This is a genomic window from Nocardia sp. CS682, from assembly GCF_004634405.1.
In the GTDB taxonomy this organism is placed as follows: Bacteria; Actinomycetota; Actinomycetes; order Mycobacteriales; family Mycobacteriaceae; genus Nocardia; species Nocardia ninae.
This window is the reverse complement of the sequence record NZ_CP029710.1, coordinates 2077903-2092111: the sequence shown is the minus strand read 5'-3', so window position 1 is coordinate 2092111 and position 14209 is coordinate 2077903. Positions and strand designations below refer to the sequence as shown.

At 68.9% G+C, this 14209-nt stretch carries 14 protein-coding genes; 11 read left to right on the top strand and 3 right to left on the bottom strand.

Going from position 1 to position 14209, the window contains the following annotated elements; genetic code table 11:
• Positions 1 to 47: 47 nt before the first annotated feature.
• Positions 48 to 482: a ferritin-like domain-containing protein gene (locus DMB37_RS09275; protein WP_135232341.1), complete on the bottom strand. Its 435-nt coding sequence runs from the start codon at positions 480 to 482 to the stop codon at positions 48 to 50.
• A complete protein-coding gene (locus DMB37_RS09270) occupies positions 479 to 1003 on the bottom strand; it encodes a hypothetical protein (protein ID WP_206055327.1) in 525 nt (174 codons plus the stop codon). Before DMB37_RS09270 ends, DMB37_RS09275 begins: the two co-directional genes overlap by 4 nt.
• A gap of 309 nt (positions 1004 to 1312) precedes the next feature.
• Here DMB37_RS09270 and rimP point away from each other — a divergent pair, with 309 nt between their 5' ends.
• From rimP to truB, 11 genes are all read left to right on the top strand, one after another.
• A complete protein-coding gene (gene rimP, locus DMB37_RS09265) occupies positions 1313 to 1987 on the top strand; it encodes a ribosome maturation factor RimP (protein WP_135232340.1) in 675 nt (224 codons plus the stop codon).
• Positions 1984 to 3015, top strand: coding sequence for a transcription termination factor NusA (gene nusA / locus DMB37_RS09260; protein ID WP_135232339.1), 1032 nt, complete (start codon positions 1984 to 1986; stop codon positions 3013 to 3015). Before rimP ends, nusA begins: the two co-directional genes overlap by 4 nt.
• Before the next feature lie 68 nt (positions 3016 to 3083).
• A complete protein-coding gene (locus tag DMB37_RS09255; protein ID WP_228541408.1) occupies positions 3084 to 3443 on the top strand; it encodes a YlxR family protein in 360 nt (119 codons plus the stop codon).
• A gap of 110 nt (positions 3444 to 3553) precedes the next feature.
• The gene (gene infB / locus DMB37_RS09250; protein WP_135232338.1) at positions 3554 to 6592 is read left to right on the top strand and encodes a translation initiation factor IF-2; all 3039 of its coding nucleotides are present in this window, start codon (positions 3554 to 3556) and stop codon (positions 6590 to 6592) included.
• 96 nt (positions 6593 to 6688) lie between these two features.
• Positions 6689 to 6979, top strand: a complete 291-nt coding sequence (locus DMB37_RS09245; RefSeq protein ID WP_107660755.1) for a DUF503 domain-containing protein — start codon at positions 6689 to 6691, stop codon at positions 6977 to 6979.
• Positions 6980 to 7033: 54 nt separating this feature from the next.
• Positions 7034 to 7477, top strand: a complete 444-nt coding sequence (gene rbfA / locus DMB37_RS09240) for a 30S ribosome-binding factor RbfA (protein WP_107658279.1) — start codon at positions 7034 to 7036, stop codon at positions 7475 to 7477.
• 13 nt (positions 7478 to 7490) lie between these two features.
• Entirely contained in the window at positions 7491 to 8492 is a 1002-nt protein-coding gene (locus DMB37_RS09235) for a bifunctional oligoribonuclease/PAP phosphatase NrnA (RefSeq protein ID WP_135232337.1), read from the top strand.
• A gap of 87 nt (positions 8493 to 8579) precedes the next feature.
• On the top strand, positions 8580 to 10073 hold the full coding sequence (locus DMB37_RS09230; RefSeq protein ID WP_135237452.1) for an MATE family efflux transporter: 1494 nt from the start codon (positions 8580 to 8582) through the stop codon (positions 10071 to 10073).
• A gap of 373 nt (positions 10074 to 10446) precedes the next feature.
• Positions 10447 to 11388, top strand: coding sequence for a metallophosphoesterase (locus tag DMB37_RS09225; RefSeq protein ID WP_370465404.1), 942 nt, complete (start codon positions 10447 to 10449; stop codon positions 11386 to 11388).
• 399 nt (positions 11389 to 11787) lie between these two features.
• On the top strand, positions 11788 to 12456 hold the full coding sequence (gene npt / locus DMB37_RS09220; RefSeq protein ID WP_135232335.1) for a 4'-phosphopantetheinyl transferase Npt: 669 nt from the start codon (positions 11788 to 11790) through the stop codon (positions 12454 to 12456).
• Positions 12456 to 13361 (top strand): tRNA pseudouridine(55) synthase TruB, encoded by a 906-nt coding sequence (gene truB / locus DMB37_RS09215; RefSeq protein ID WP_135232334.1) that lies wholly within the window; start codon positions 12456 to 12458, stop codon positions 13359 to 13361. The genes npt and truB overlap by 1 nt, the downstream gene beginning before the upstream one ends.
• Positions 13362 to 13559: 198 nt before the next feature.
• Here the strand turns inward: truB and DMB37_RS09210 are convergent, their stop codons facing one another.
• Positions 13560 to 14186, bottom strand: a complete 627-nt coding sequence (locus DMB37_RS09210; protein ID WP_135232333.1) for a TetR/AcrR family transcriptional regulator — start codon at positions 14184 to 14186, stop codon at positions 13560 to 13562.
• Positions 14187 to 14209: the final 23 nt, after the last annotated feature.

Sequence of the window (14209 nt, the reverse complement as noted above, 5' to 3'; positions counted from 1 at the left end):
AGCAAAGGCCGGTCCCGCGAACACTGCGGGACCGGCCTTTTGCCGAGTCAGACTTTGCCGGGGAAGGCCACCGTCGGCGGGTTGGTACCCAGGATCGCCTGCCAAGTGGCAAGGCGCACAGCGCATTCGGTGAGCGCATCAATGCCCGACCGGCGCACGGGCTCGGAGTCGGCACGCTCGACCACCGAGCGCCAGGCGACGGCGGTGTCGTTCTCCACCGTCGCTGCCAGCCGGGCGGCCGGAATCGGGTCGTTGACGGCGAACGGAACCGTATAGGCGGCACTGGGCGGTGGCACGGTGGCACCGCCCGCCGTGAGGGCGTCGATGGTGCTGTCCCGCCGCGCACGGTGGGCGGCGGTGTGCTCGGCGACCAGCCTGCCGCGTTCGGCGGAGGCGTACGCGGCGATCACCCCGTAGGCGTACACGGCGCCGTATTCGGCGTTCAGCGCATCGAGCAGAGCTCGGCGTTCGGCTTCGGTCATGCGAGCAACACCCCCGCCTGCGCCGCACAGGCCGCGCTGATCGAGGCGAGCAGGCCGGCCCGGTACCCGGACTGGGTGCGCGCCAGGTCGGCGGCCGACTGCCGTGACTCGGTGAGCTGAGCGCGTAGCGCGTCCACGGTCGGCGGCGTGGTCGGCGGCACGGCGGTACCGGAGCCCACTGCGGCCGGGTCCGCGGGCCGGCCGGGAGCGTTCGCGCGGGTGCGGTGGACCGGCTTGGTGCCGTCGCCGTAGACGCCGATCACCCGGTCGATCTCGGTCTTCAAAGCGTCTGCGTGCGCGGTCCTTTCGGCCGCGATCGCGGTCAGCGCAGCGTGCCGCTGCGGCGCCAGCGCGATGGCCGCGGTCGCCGCGGCGGCATCGGCTCGGGCCAGAACCTCTTGGGCGGCAAGCGGATCCGGCTCGTGCACCTTGTCCTCGGTGCCGCAGCCCGCGGCCGCGCCGAGCGCGAGAAGGCCGGCCGTGCCGCCACCGGCGAGCCGTAACATGCTGCGGCGGCCCATGGTGAACCGGGAATCGTGCCGGTCGGACGGGATGCCGGAGGTGCGCGCAGCGCTCGGCTGCGCGGGAAGGCGGATAGGCACGGCACCATCGTGCCAGATTCGCGAGGGGCCACCGGACCAGGCATCGGTGTTCGATCTACGGCTGCCGCGGGTCGGTGCGGTTACGCTTCGCTGCCGCCGTCGCGCACCCGCGTCGTGGCGCGCGTAGTGCCTGCCCGATGGTCCTTTACACTCTCTGGGCGCGTTACGCTAGACCCTCGGTAGAAGAAATTCCGACCGCCGTCACAACTGAACCAGGAGCCGCCCCATATGCCGATGCCGACCGAGGAAAGGCTGAGCCAGCTGATAGCTGGACTCGTCGAACGCCGAGGATTCGACCTCGAGGGCGTCGATATTTCGACGACCGGCAAGCATGCGGACGCGCAGGCTCGACTGAAGGTGATCGTCGACAGGGACGGCCCTTCCGATCTGGACACCATCGCCGCTCTCAGCACCGAGCTTTCGGAGTTGCTGGACGAGGCAGGCGATTTCGGGGAAACCCCGTACCTGTTGGAAGTCACCACACCGGGCGTGGACCGCCCGCTCACCGCCGACCGGCACTGGCGTCGCGCGCGCGGGCGGAAGGTGCGCGTCCACCTGCGCGAGGGCGCGCAGGCCCCCGAGCCGGATGGCTCGGCGAAGTTCGAGGCCAGGGTCGGCGAGCTCAGCGGCGATACAGTGGCCCTGGTACTCGGTGGCAAACACAAGCCGCACCGGGTGCGGATTCCGGTGGCCGACATCGCCGAGGCGGTGGTGCAGGTCGAGTTCGCCAAGCCGGGCGCCAGGGAATTGGAGCTGGCCGGCGGCGTGGTCCCCGGTCGCCCGGTCCCTGGTCAGGAAGATGATGTGCCGGCGGTCGACGCCGCGGATGTTCGAGGATCAACACCATTACTACCCGAATCAGTACCAGCGTCCGATTCGCCGACCGAAGGGATCGTGGAATGAACATCGAAATCGAAGCCCTGCGTGCGATCGTCGCCGACAAGGGGATCTCGATCGAGACCGTGATCTCCGCGATCGAGTCGGCGCTGCTCACCGCTTACCGGCACACCGAGGGCCACCAGCCCAACGCGCGCATCGACATCAACCAGAAGACCGGAACGGTCCGGGTGATGGCGCGCGAGCTGGACGCCGACGGCAACATGGTCTCCGAATGGGACGACACCCCAGAGGGTTTCGGCCGGATCGCGGCGACCACCGCGCGCCAGGTGGTGCTGCAGCGGCTGCGCGACGCTGAGAACGAGAAGTCCTTCGGCGAGTTCTCGACGCACGAGGGCGACATCGTCGGCGGTGTGGTGCAGCGCGACGCGCGAGCCAACGCCCGCGGCACCATCGTGGTGCGCATCGGCAGCGAGTTGCACGGCACGGAGGGGCTGATCCCGCCCGCCGAGCAGGTGCCGGGGGAGACCTACGAGCACGGCGACCGGATCAAGTGTTACGTCGTCGGTGTCTCGCGTGGTCCGCGCGGCCCGCAGATCACGCTGTCGCGCACGCATCCGAATCTGGTGCGGCGGCTGTTCGCGCTCGAGGTGCCCGAGATCGCCGATGGCTCCGTCGAAATCGTCGCGGTGGCGCGCGAGGCCGGGCACCGTTCCAAGATCGCGGTGCGCAGCACCGTGTCGGGGGTGAACGCCAAGGGTGCCTGTATCGGGCCGATGGGGCAGCGCGTGCGCAATGTGATGAGCGAACTGGCCGGCGAGAAGATCGACATCATCGATTACGCCGAGGATCCGGCGACGTTCGTCGGCAATGCGCTCTCGCCCTCGAAAGTGGTGTCGGTCACCATTGTCGATCCGGAGGCGCGCGCCGCGCGAGTGGTGGTGCCCGATTTCCAGCTCTCGCTGGCCATCGGCAAGGAGGGGCAGAACGCCCGTCTGGCCGCCCGGCTGACCGGCTGGCGGATCGATATCCGCAGCGACGCCGCCCCTGACATGGGCGGCGGCTCGGTGCGGACCGAGGCCCACCGCAGTTGACCGGAACCGACGCGGCGCACCGTCCGTTGGACAGCACGGGTCGGGAATCGGACCGTCGGGATGACATGTTGGTAACTTCCGCGGGGGAGCGGTTCGTTGATCCGACCGGGTCGGCGGTAGAGTGGACACAGGTTCAGCACGCGCAACCGATTCGGACCTGTATCGGATGCCGGAAGCGCGAGTTGGCCGCCGATCTGTTGCGGATCGTGGCACGGGAATCGGATACCGGAAACGGTGCCCACTCCGTCGCGATTGTTCCTGATCCGCGGCGCAGACTTCCCGGACGGGGTGCCTGGTTGCACCCCGTCTCGGCTTGTCTGACCGCGGCAGAACGGCGCCGAGCATTCGGCAGAGCACTAAGAGTGTCCGGAAATCTGGATATCTCAGCCCTGGAGCAGTACCTCGAGAACAGGCACGAGCACTCATGAGCACACCGTGAAGCACCAACGATGAACGTCCATCGGAGATAACCCGAGGTCGTGCGGGCCCCGTCCCTGAACAACGGGAGCACCTGCTCGACCTCTCAGTGAGGAGAGCAGTGGCAGGCAAGGCCCGCGTGCACGAGTTGGCTAAAGAGCTCGGTGTCACAAGCAAGGAACTACTCGCAACGCTCAAGGAGCAGGGCGAGTTTGTGAAGTCGGCGTCCTCGACGGTGGAAGCTCCCGTCGCACGTCGACTGCGTGAGTCGTTCGCAACGAAATCAGCCCCCGCGAACGGCAACAAGTCGGGATCACGCCCCGGCCCGTCCTCGTCGGCCCGTCCGGCCGCGAAGCCCGCAGGAGGCGGCCCGCGTCCGGGTCCCCGTCCGCCGGCTCCCGCGCCCGCCCCGGCCGCAGCGGCTCAGGAAACCGTCCGTGAGGCCAGCGCCCCGCGGACCAGCGAGGGACCGGCCGTGAAGCCGGGACCCGCGGCACGTCCGACGCCGTCCCCGGCGGCCAAGCCCGCCGCTGCTCAGGAATCCGCACCGGCGGCACCCGCCGCCGCGGCGTCCACCGAGGCAACCGCGAGCTCGGCGCCCGCACCGGCCGGGCCCCGCCCGACGCCGAACGCGGCGCGCCCGGGTCAGCAGCAGCAACGTCCCGGTGCTCCGGCACAGGGTGCCCCGCGCCCCGGTGGCTCGGGTCCGCGTCCGGGTCCGAAGACCCCGCGCGTCGGCAACAATCCGTATTCGTCGGCTCCCGAGCGGCCCGCGCCGCGTCCGGCACCCGGCCAGGGTGGCCCGCGTCCGGGTCCGGCTCAGGGCGGTCCCCGTCCCGGTCCGGCCCAGGGCAGCCCGCGACCCGGCACGCCGGCGCAGGGTGGCGCACGTCCGGCTCCCGGCCAGGGTGGTCCCCGTCCCGGCGGACCGCGTCCGAGCCCCGGCTCGATGCCTCCTCGTCCTAACCCCGGTGCGATGCCGTCTCGTGCGGCACGTCCGGGCGGTGCCGGTGGACCCGGCGCCGGTCGTCCGGGTGGCCCCGGCGGTCGTCCCGGCGGCGGTGGCGGCGCAGGTCGTCCCGGCGGCGGCGGTGGCGGTGGCTACCGCGGCGGCGGCGCTCCCGGTGGTGGCGCCGGTGCCGGCACGGGTGCGCCCGGTGCCGGTGGCGCTCCCGGTGGTTTCCGCGGTCGCCCCGGTGGTGGCGGCGGCGGTCGTCCGGGTGGTCCCGGTGGTCGTGGCGGTGCGGCCGGTGCGTTCGGTCGTCCCGGTGGCGCGCCGCGTCGTGGCCGTAAGTCGAAGCGGGCGAAGCGCGCCGAGTACGAGAGCATGCAAGCGCCCGCCATCGGCGGCGTTCGCCTGCCTCGCGGCAACGGCGAGATCATCCGGCTCGCCCGTGGCGCCTCGCTCTCGGACTTCGCGGAGAAGATCGACGCGAACCCCGCTGCCTTGGTCCAAGCCTTGTTCAACCTCGGTGAAATGGTCACCGCGACCCAGTCGGTGAACGACGAGACCCTCGAGCTGCTCGGCAGCGAGATGAACTACGTCGTGCACGTGGTCAGCCCGGAGGACGAGGACCGCGAGCTGCTGGAGTCGTTCGACCTGACCTACGGCGAAGACGCGGGCGGCGAAGACGATCTCGAACAGCGTCCGCCGGTGGTGACCGTCATGGGTCACGTCGACCACGGTAAGACTCGACTGCTCGACACGATCCGTAAGGCCAACGTCCGTGAGGGCGAGGCCGGTGGCATCACCCAGCACATCGGCGCCTACCAGGTGCTGACTCATCTGGGCGAGAACGACCGCCTCATCACCTTCATCGACACCCCGGGTCACGAGGCGTTCACCGCCATGCGTGCCCGTGGTGCGAAGGCCACCGATATCGCGATCCTGGTGGTCGCCGCCGACGACGGCGTCATGCCGCAGACGGTGGAGGCGATCAACCACGCGCAGGCGGCCGACGTGCCGATCGTGGTGGCGGTCAACAAGATTGATAAGGAAGGCGCGAACCCGGACAAGATCCGGCAGCAGCTGACCGAGTACAACCTGGTTGCCGAGGAATACGGTGGCGACACCATGTTCGTCGACATCTCCGCCAAGCAGGGCACCAACATCGACGCGCTGCTCGAAGCGGTGCTGTTGACCGCGGACGCGGCGCTGGACCTGCGGGCCAACCCGGACATGGACGCACAGGGTGTCGCCATCGAGGCGCACCTCGACCGCGGCCGTGGCCCGGTGGCGACCGTGCTCATCCAGCGCGGCACGCTGCACGTCGGCGACTCGATCGTGGCGGGCGACGCCTACGGTCGCGTCCGTCGCATGGTCGACGAGCACGGCGAGGATGTCACCGCGGCGCTGCCGTCGCGGCCGGTCCAGGTCATCGGCTTCACGTCGGTACCGGGCGCCGGTGACAACCTGCTCGTGGTCGACGAGGACCGGATCGCTCGCCAGATCGCCGACCGCCGCAATGCGCGCAAGCGCAACGCGCTGGCCGCACGCAGCCGCAAGCGGATCAGCCTGGAAGATCTGGATGCCGCACTGAAGGAGACTTCGGAGCTCAACCTGATCCTCAAGGGCGACAACTCCGGTACCGTCGAGGCACTCGAAGAGGCGCTGCTCGGTATCCAGATCGACGACGAGGTCCGCCTGCGGGTCATCGACCGCGGTGTCGGTGGTGTCACCGAGACCAACGTCAACCTGGCGTCGGCGTCGAACGCGATCATCATCGGGTTCAACGTCCGGGCCGAGGGCAAGGCGACCGAGCTGGCGAACCGCGAAGGCGTGGATATCCGCTACTACTCGGTGATCTACCAGGCCATCGACGAGATCGAGAAGGCCCTCAAGGGCATGCTCAAGCCGATCTACGAAGAGGTCGACCTGGGCCGCGCCGAGATCCGCGCGATCTTCCGTTCGTCGAAGGTCGGCAACATCGCCGGCTGCATGGTGCTCGAGGGCTCGGTCAAGCGCAACGCCAAGGCGCGCTTGCTCCGGGACAATGTGGTGATCGCCGAAACGGTCACGATCTCTTCCTTGAAGCGGGAAAAGGACGACGTCACCGAGGTCCGTGAGGGCTTCGAATGCGGTTTGACGCTGACCTACAACGACATCAAGGAAGGCGACATCATCCAGGCCTACGAGCTGCGCGAGAAGCCGCGCGACTGAGTTCTCGACCGCACGTCACGCCGGGCTACCCGCTCGGCGTGGCGTGCGCGGCGAGCTGCTCGGAGCTCGTGCCTTTCGACACAAAGAGGTGCGTAGGTGTTCCTGGGGGCACTCGAGTTCGATCTTCTGCTCGGCGACGTGCATTCACTGAAAGAGAAGCGTTCCGTGATCCGGCCGATCCTGGCCGAGTTGCAGCGCTTCGGCGTGAGTGCCGCCGAGGGCGGGGAGCAAGACCGCTATCGCCGTTCATTGCTGGGGGTTGCCCTGGTCAGTTCCGGTATGGATCACCTGACCGAGGTACTCGACCGTTGTGAGCGGCATGTCGCGGCACGTCCGGAGTTACAGTTGCTGGCAGTACGCCGCAGGATCTTCGGGCCCGAAGACTGATAACGGTGGACCGTTGGTTCCACCGACAATAGACAGAGTGAGGAAGGTTCAGCCATGGTGGATCAAGCCAGGGCACGCCGACTCGCCAAGCGGATTTCCTCGATCGTGGCGACCGCGATCGAATATGAGATCAAGGATCCGCGGCTGGGTTTCGTGACCATTACCGATGCCAAGGTCACCGGCGATCTGCGTGAGGCGACGGTGTACTACACGGTCCTCGGCGAAACCTTGGACACCGAACCGGACTACCAGGGCGCCGCGGCAGGCCTGGAAAAAGCCAAGGGGGTGCTGCGCTCGAAGGTGGGCGCGGGCACCGGCGTGAAGTTCACGCCGACCCTGGCGTTCGTGCTCGACAAGGTGCCCGAGGTCGCGAAGGACATGGAAGAGCTGCTGGCCAGGGCCAAGGCCGCGGACGAAGAGGTGGCGAAAGTGGCGGCCAACGCCAGGCACGCCGGCGACGCCGACCCGTACAAGGTCGAACGCGACGATGCAGAGTGACATGCGGTAGACGATGACGACGATGCGGGACGCGGTCGACCTCGAATCTGCCGTCGAGGCGTTGAACGCCGCCCGCTCGGTCACCATCCTCTGCCATGTGCAACCGGATGCCGACACCGTCGGTAGTGGTCTCGCGCTGGCGCTGGTCCTGCATCGGCGCGGGATCCCGGTGTGGGTGTCGTTCGCCGAACCCGCCGAGCTGCCGGAGTCGATGCGGTCGCTGCCGGGTGTGCAGCACCTGGTGGCGCCCGGCGAGGTGCCCGCGGAGGTCGATCTGCTGGTCGCGGTCGACTGCGGCAGTGCCGGGCGGCTCGGTGCACTGGCCGATCGGATGTGCGGCGCTGCAAACACTTTGGTGCTCGACCATCATCGGTCCAATACCCGGTTCGGGTCGATCAACGTGATCGACGCCGGCGCGGAATCGACGACCAGTTTGATCGTGCGGCTGCTCGACGCGTGGGGTGTGCCGATCGATGCCGAAGTGGCGCACTGTCTTTACGCCGGTCTGGTCACCGACACCGGCTCGTTTCGCTGGGTTCGACCCGGTACGCACGAGTTGGCCGAGCGGCTGCTCGCCACCGGTATCGATAGTGCCGAGATTGCCAGGGCCTTGCTGGATACGCATCCGTTCGGGTGGTTGACCATGCTGTCCCGGGTGCTGAGCACCGCGCAGCTCGAGCCGGGGGTGCACGGTGGTATCGGGCTGGTCTATGCGGTCGTGCGGCGTGAGGACATCGCCGGGGTGAGTTCCGAGGAGGCGGAGAGTGTCATCGACATCGTCCGCACCACTTCGGAGGCGGGGATCGCCGCGGTGTTCAAGCAATCCAGTAGCGTCGCCGATCGGTGGACGGTGTCGTTGCGGGCCAGGGACAGTCGGCCGGGGGCGGACGACGGGGTGGATGTCGCGGAGATAGCGACCGCGCTCGGTGGGGGTGGCCATCGATTTGCTGCTGGGTACACGGCGTATGGACATCCGGACGATCTGGTTGCCGGGTTGCTGGCTGCTCTCGGGTGAGGCTGCCTCGTTCGTTTGTCGGTGGCTCGTGGCAAAGTCTCGCGTGGTCAGGTTCGTAGGCGGCGACGGGGAGGTTTCGTGGGTTCGATGAGCTCGGGCGGTGCGGAGGTCTCCGGCGGAACCGAGGACCCTGCGCTCGTTGGCGCCGCGTCGGACGTCTCCGGGGGAGCTGGGGACGCTGCGCTCGGTGCCGCGGCGGCGGACGTTTCCAAGGGAGCCGGCGACGCGGCCCTCGTTGCCACGGCGGCGGATTCGGCGGCCGGGGTGGGACCCCGACGCATTCTCGGGCTTGCGCTGCCGACGCTGGGGGTGTTGGTGGCCGAGCCGCTGTATCTGCTGTTCGACCTTGCTGTGGTGGGGCGGCTCGGCGCGTTGGCGTTGGCCGGGCTCGCGGTCGGGGGATTGATTCTGGCGCAGGTGAGTTCGCAGCTGACGTTCCTGTCGTACGGGACGACCGCGCGGGCGGCACGTCGGCACGGGGCGGGGGATGAACGTGGTGCGGTGGCCGAGGGGGTGCAGGCGACGTGGTTGGCGATCGTGGTCGGTGCGCTGATTCTGCTGCTGGTGCAGGTTTTCGCGGTGCCGCTGACCAATGCGATCTCCGGCGGTGGGGACATCGCGGACGAGGCGTTGGTGTGGGTGCGGGTCGCACTGTTCGGGGTGCCGCTGATTTTGATCTCCATGGCGGGCAACGGGTGGTTGCGCGGGGTGCAGGAGACTCGGCGGCCGCTCGTCTATGTTGTTGCCGGGCTGGGTGTTTCGGCGGTGTTGTGTCCGGTGCTGGTGCACGGATGGTTCGGGGCGCCGCGGTGGGAGTTGCCCGGGTCCGCCGTCGCGAACGTTGCGGGTCAGCTGGTGATGGCCGGGTTGTTTCTGAATGCCCTTGTTCGGGAAGGTGTTTCGCTTGTTCCGCACTGGTCGGTGATGCGTGCGCAGCTGGTGCTCGGTCGTGATCTGATCGCTCGCAGTCTCGCCTTTCAAGCGTGCTTCGTCTCGGCCGCCGCCGTTGCGGCCCGTTTCGGCGCGGCCTCTGTCGCCGCCCACCAGTTGGTCCTGCAGCTGTGGAATTTCCTTGCCCTGACCTTGGATTCGCTCGCCATCGCCGCCCAAACCCTCGTCGGCGCGGCCCTCGGTGCGGGTGACGCGCGTGGGGCCCGCGGGCTGGCCGCCCGGGTCACCCGGTGGTCCGAGATCTTCGCCCTCGCCCTGGCCGCCTGCTTCGCCGCGGGCGCCGCGCTCATCCCGAGACTGTTCACCGACGACCCCGACGTGCTGAACCGCACCCATGTCGCCTGGTGGTTCTTCGTCTGCATCATCCCCGTGGCAGGCATCGTCTTCGCACTGGACGGCGTCCTGCTCGGCGCGGGCGACGCCGCCTACCTGCGCACCAGTACTCTCGCAGCCGCCGTCTTCGGCTTCCTGCCCGCCATCTGGCTCTCCCTGGTCTTCGACTGGGGCATCGCCGGAATCTGGTCCGGGCTGGTCGCCTTCATGATGCTGCGGTTGGTCGCGGTCTCTTGGCGAGCCTGGTCCGGTCGGTGGGCGCAGATCGGCGCTGAAATTCCGCGGCAACAGGTATAGGCGGGCTGCCGAGACCTGGACCGCGCCGAGCGCCAACGCCGCCGGCGCAACCGCGCCTGCGGCAACCAGCGTTCGATCCCGACAACAGCACCCACCGCCAGCACCGCGAGCACCACCGGCGCGGCAATCACAGTCGGCGCGGCAAGCACAGCCGCACCGGTAGCAGGGCACCGCTCATGACGAACGGGGCATGCCGACGGCCCCACTTGCGCTTTGCCGCCACCGTGTCCCGTCGACCATGGTCCCGGCCTTACCTTGATCTCCGACGGGTCTCGAGGAGTGCTCGCCGTCTGGTGAGCAACAGGGCGGCGGCGGGGTGACGGGCGCGGGGCAGCGGAGGTGTGCCAAGGTAGGTGTGGTGATACCCAAGTTGATGGCGGTGAGCGACATTCATGTCGGACACCAGGGGAATCGGCCGGTAGTCGAGCAGATCCACGCCGACTCGCCGGAGGACTGGCTGATCGTGGCCGGGGACGTGGGGGAGAAGACCGACGACGTCCGGTGGGCGCTGGAGCTGCTGCGCGGCCGGTTCGCCAAGGTGATCTGGGTGCCCGGCAATCACGAGCTGTGGACGACGGCGAAGGACCCGGTGCAGATGACCGGCGTCGCCCGCTACGACTACCTCGTGTCGATCTGCCGGGACCTCGACGTGCTGACCCCGGAGGACCCGTTCCCGGTGTGGGAGGGTGCGGGCGCGGAGCAGTACGGCGGGCCGGTGACGCTGGCACCGCTGTTCCTGCTGTACGACTACTCCTTCCTGCCGGAAGGCGCCACCACCAAGGCCGAGGGGCTCGCCATCGCGCGAGACCGCAATGTGGTGGCCACCGACGAATACCTGCTCTCCCCGGACCCCTACCTGACGCGCGACGCGTGGTGCCACGCCCGCGTGCAGTTCACCAAGCGCAAGCTGGACGCGCTGCCCGAGGGCACGCCGCTGGTGCTGATCAACCACTTCCCGATGGTCCGCCAGCCCACCGACGTGCTGTTCTATCCCGAGTTCGCGCTCTGGTGCGGCACCGAACTGACCGCCGACTGGCACACCCGCTACAACGTGGTCTGCTCGGTCTACGGCCACCTGCACATCCCGCGCACCTCGCACTACGACGGCGTCCGCTTCGAAGAGGTGTCCCTCGGCTATCCGCGCGAATGGCAACGCCGCGGCCTCCCCGAACGCCTCCTCCGCCAAATCCTTCCGGCCCCCGAGTATCCGCCGGGCTCGCTGAACGACTGGGGCGGCCACTTCAAGGTCACCCCCGAAATGGAAGCCGCCGCCGAGGAAATGCGCGCCAAAGCCCAACGCCGCCGCGGAATCTGAGCACCCGCCCCCGGTGACGAGGCACCGAAGCGGCCCCTGGCGAGTGCGGGGCTCGCTGACCAGTCTCGACCGTAGGGCTCGGCGGCCACCGATGGGCAGGCGTCCCAGCTTGTCCATCGTGTGCCGCCGGCCGGCGCGCATCCGGCAGAGCTCAGCGCCGCCACGGTGTTCGAGCGCTGGGCGTCCCTCGATACCTCGGGGCGGCGCGCAGGCCGGAGGCGCGCCGCACCGGCTGGTCGAGGGTTGGAACTCTCGCGATCCAGCCGCGCGGAAAGCTGACCGGCTCGCTGGCCGAGCGGCGCCCGGCCCACCGAGGTCGCCGCAGGCCGGTGGATGACCGTCGGCGGGTGTCGGGACGTGTTGTGGGAGCGTGCTGCGCCTCGTCTAGGCTCGACGGCAATGATCGAGAACATTTTGCCCGCCGGTGTGGCGTCGGCTGAGCTGCTGGAGTATCCGGAGGACCTGAAGGCGCATCCGGCCGAGGAGCATCTCATCGCGAAGGCGGTGGAGAAGCGGCGGCGCGACTTCATCGGGGCCAGGTATTGCGCGCGGTTGGCGCTGGCGGAGCTCGGTGAGCCGCAGGTGGCGATCGGCAAGGGGGAGCGGGGCGCGCCGGTGTGGCCGCGCGGCGTCGTCGGCAGCCTTACCCATTGCGACGGGTATCGGGCCGCCGCGCTGGCGCACAAGATGCGTTTCCGGTCCATCGGGATCGATGCCGAGCCGCATGCGGAGCTGCCCGAGGGTGTGCTGGATTCGGTGAGTCTGCCGCCGGAGCGGGAGTGGTTGCGGTCCACCGGTTCCGCGCTGCACCTGGACCGGCTGCTGTTCTGCGCGAAGGAAGCGACCTACAAGGCGTGGTGGCCGCTGACCGCACGCTGGCTCGGCTTCGAGGAAGCGCACATCACCTTCGAGATCCAAGACAGCTCAGGCACTTCCGGTCAGGGCACCTTCCACAGCAAGCTGCTGGTGCCCGGACAGACGAACGACGGTGGGGTGCCGCTGCTTTCGTTCGACGGCCGCTGGCTGATCGCCGACGGGTTCATCCTCACCGCGATCGTGCTCGACTGATGAACGGTCTCGGCGGACTGCTGATCGTCGACAAGGATGGCGGCTGGACCAGCCACGACGTCGTCGCGAAGTGCCGGAAGCTGCTGCGCACCAAGAAGATCGGCCATGCGGGCACCCTCGACCCGATGGCGACCGGTGTGCTGGTGCTCGGTGTGGAACGCGCCACCAAACTGCTCGGCCTGCTCACGCTCACCACCAAGGCGTACACCGCGACCGTCCGCCTCGGTCAGGCCACCACCACCGACGACGCCGAGGGGGAAGTGCTGTCGACCACCCCGGCCCTGCACCTCGTCGATACCGACATCGCCGCGCACACGGCGAAACTCACCGGCGACATCGAACAGGTGCCCGCCACCGTCAGCGCGATCAAAGTGGACGGCGAACGCGCCTACGCCCGGCACCGCGCAGGCGAAGACGTGCAGCTGGCCGCCCGCCCGGTCACCGTGTCCCGCTTCGACATCCTCGCCCGCCGTGACATCCAGGACGGCGCGTTCGTCGACCTGGACGTGCTCGTCGAATGCTCCTCCGGCACCTACGTGCGCGCCCTGGCCCGCGACCTCGGTGCCGCGCTCGGCGTCGGCGGCCACCTGACGGCTTTGCGCCGCACCAGAGTCGGCCCGTTCACCCTCGAACACGCCCGCACCCTGGACGAATTGGCCACCGCCGCCGAATCCCAGGACTCCCTGCTCAGCCTCGACATGGACGAGGCGGTCCGAACCGCCTTCCCGCACCGGGAGATCGACGAAGCCCAAGCCAACGACCTCCGCAACGGCCGCTGGCTGGACCCCATCGGCCTGCCCGGCGTCTACGCCGCCATCGACCAGGAGGGGCGCGCGATCGCCCTGCTCCAGGAGAGCGGCAAGCGCGCGGCATCCGTCATGGTCGTCCGCCCGTCGAACCTGTAGGCCGCGACCCAGCGGTTCGGCGTTCGGTGCGAATCCTGGCGTTGCGGAGTGGGAGCGGATGGTTGGCGGCTAGCTGGTTCGAGACCTGCCGCGGCCTGATGGCGCCGGGGTCGGTCGGTAGCCGCAGCCCCCGGCCTGCGCGGACACTTCTCGCGCGGTCCGGTCGAGATCGGCGCTTCGGGGGCGAAAAGTGGTGGCTCAGGCCGGGTTCCCCGCATCGAGCACCTGCCCGGCCGGCGGAAACTCTGCCCCGAGGATCGGGTGCAGGGCACCGAGGAGTGCGCCGACGCTGATGTCGAGCAGCTCCGCGCGGGAGAAGTGTTTATTCTCCAACCATTCCACGGTGAGGACACGGACGAAGGTCAACCAGCTCATCAGGATCGAGGACACCTGGGTTCGGGTGGTGCCTTCGACGCCCATGACGTCCAGCAGCCGGTGGCGTAGCTCGCCGAGCTCGCCCGCGATGATCGCCTGAATCGTAGGATCGCCTGCTAGCACGCGATTGGCCGCGAGCACGCTGTGGGCGTTGGCTTCGAAGTAGTCGAAGTGGGTGTCCAGCCCGGCGGCGAGTTGCTCCGCGAGGGGCCGTTCGGTGTCGAAAGTTGTTGCGACCAGCAGTTGGTCGGCCGCCTCTTCGTAGACGCCCGCGAACAGGTCGCGCTTGCTGGGGAAGTGGCGGTAGAGGAGTGCGCGCGACACTCCGGCGGCCGCCGCGACGTCCTCCATCAGCACCGCGTCGTAGGCGCGTTCGGCGAACAGCCGCGCACCGGCTTCCAGCAGCACCTTGCGGCGCTCGTCGGGGGAGAGGCGGCGGCGAGTACTCATCCGGAAAAGCTTAGTTGACGTTT

Bases quoted from the DNA above. Each gene is read 5' to 3' on its own strand.
- truB (WP_135232334.1), top strand. From the start codon at position 12,456: ATGAACGGTCTCGGCGGACTGCTGATCGTCGACAAGGATGGCGGCTGG.
- nusA (WP_135232339.1), top strand. From the start codon at position 1,984: ATGAACATCGAAATCGAAGCCCTGCGTGCGATCGTCGCCGACAAGGGG.
- npt (WP_135232335.1), top strand. From the start codon at position 11,788: ATGATCGAGAACATTTTGCCCGCCGGTGTGGCGTCGGCTGAGCTGCTG.
- DMB37_RS09275 (WP_135232341.1), bottom strand. From the start codon at position 482: ATGACCGAAGCCGAACGCCGAGCTCTGCTCGATGCGCTGAACGCCGAA.
- DMB37_RS09210 (WP_135232333.1), bottom strand. From the start codon at position 14,186: ATGAGTACTCGCCGCCGCCTCTCCCCCGACGAGCGCCGCAAGGTGCTG.
- rimP (WP_135232340.1), top strand. From the start codon at position 1,313: ATGCCGATGCCGACCGAGGAAAGGCTGAGCCAGCTGATAGCTGGACTC.
- DMB37_RS09230 (WP_135237452.1), top strand. From the start codon at position 8,580: ATGAGCTCGGGCGGTGCGGAGGTCTCCGGCGGAACCGAGGACCCTGCG.
- rbfA (WP_107658279.1), top strand. From the start codon at position 7,034: ATGGTGGATCAAGCCAGGGCACGCCGACTCGCCAAGCGGATTTCCTCG.
- DMB37_RS09270 (WP_206055327.1), bottom strand. From the start codon at position 1,003: ATGGGCCGCCGCAGCATGTTACGGCTCGCCGGTGGCGGCACGGCCGGC.
- DMB37_RS09225 (WP_370465404.1), top strand. From the start codon at position 10,447: ATGGCGGTGAGCGACATTCATGTCGGACACCAGGGGAATCGGCCGGTA.
- DMB37_RS09235 (WP_135232337.1), top strand. From the start codon at position 7,491: ATGACGACGATGCGGGACGCGGTCGACCTCGAATCTGCCGTCGAGGCG.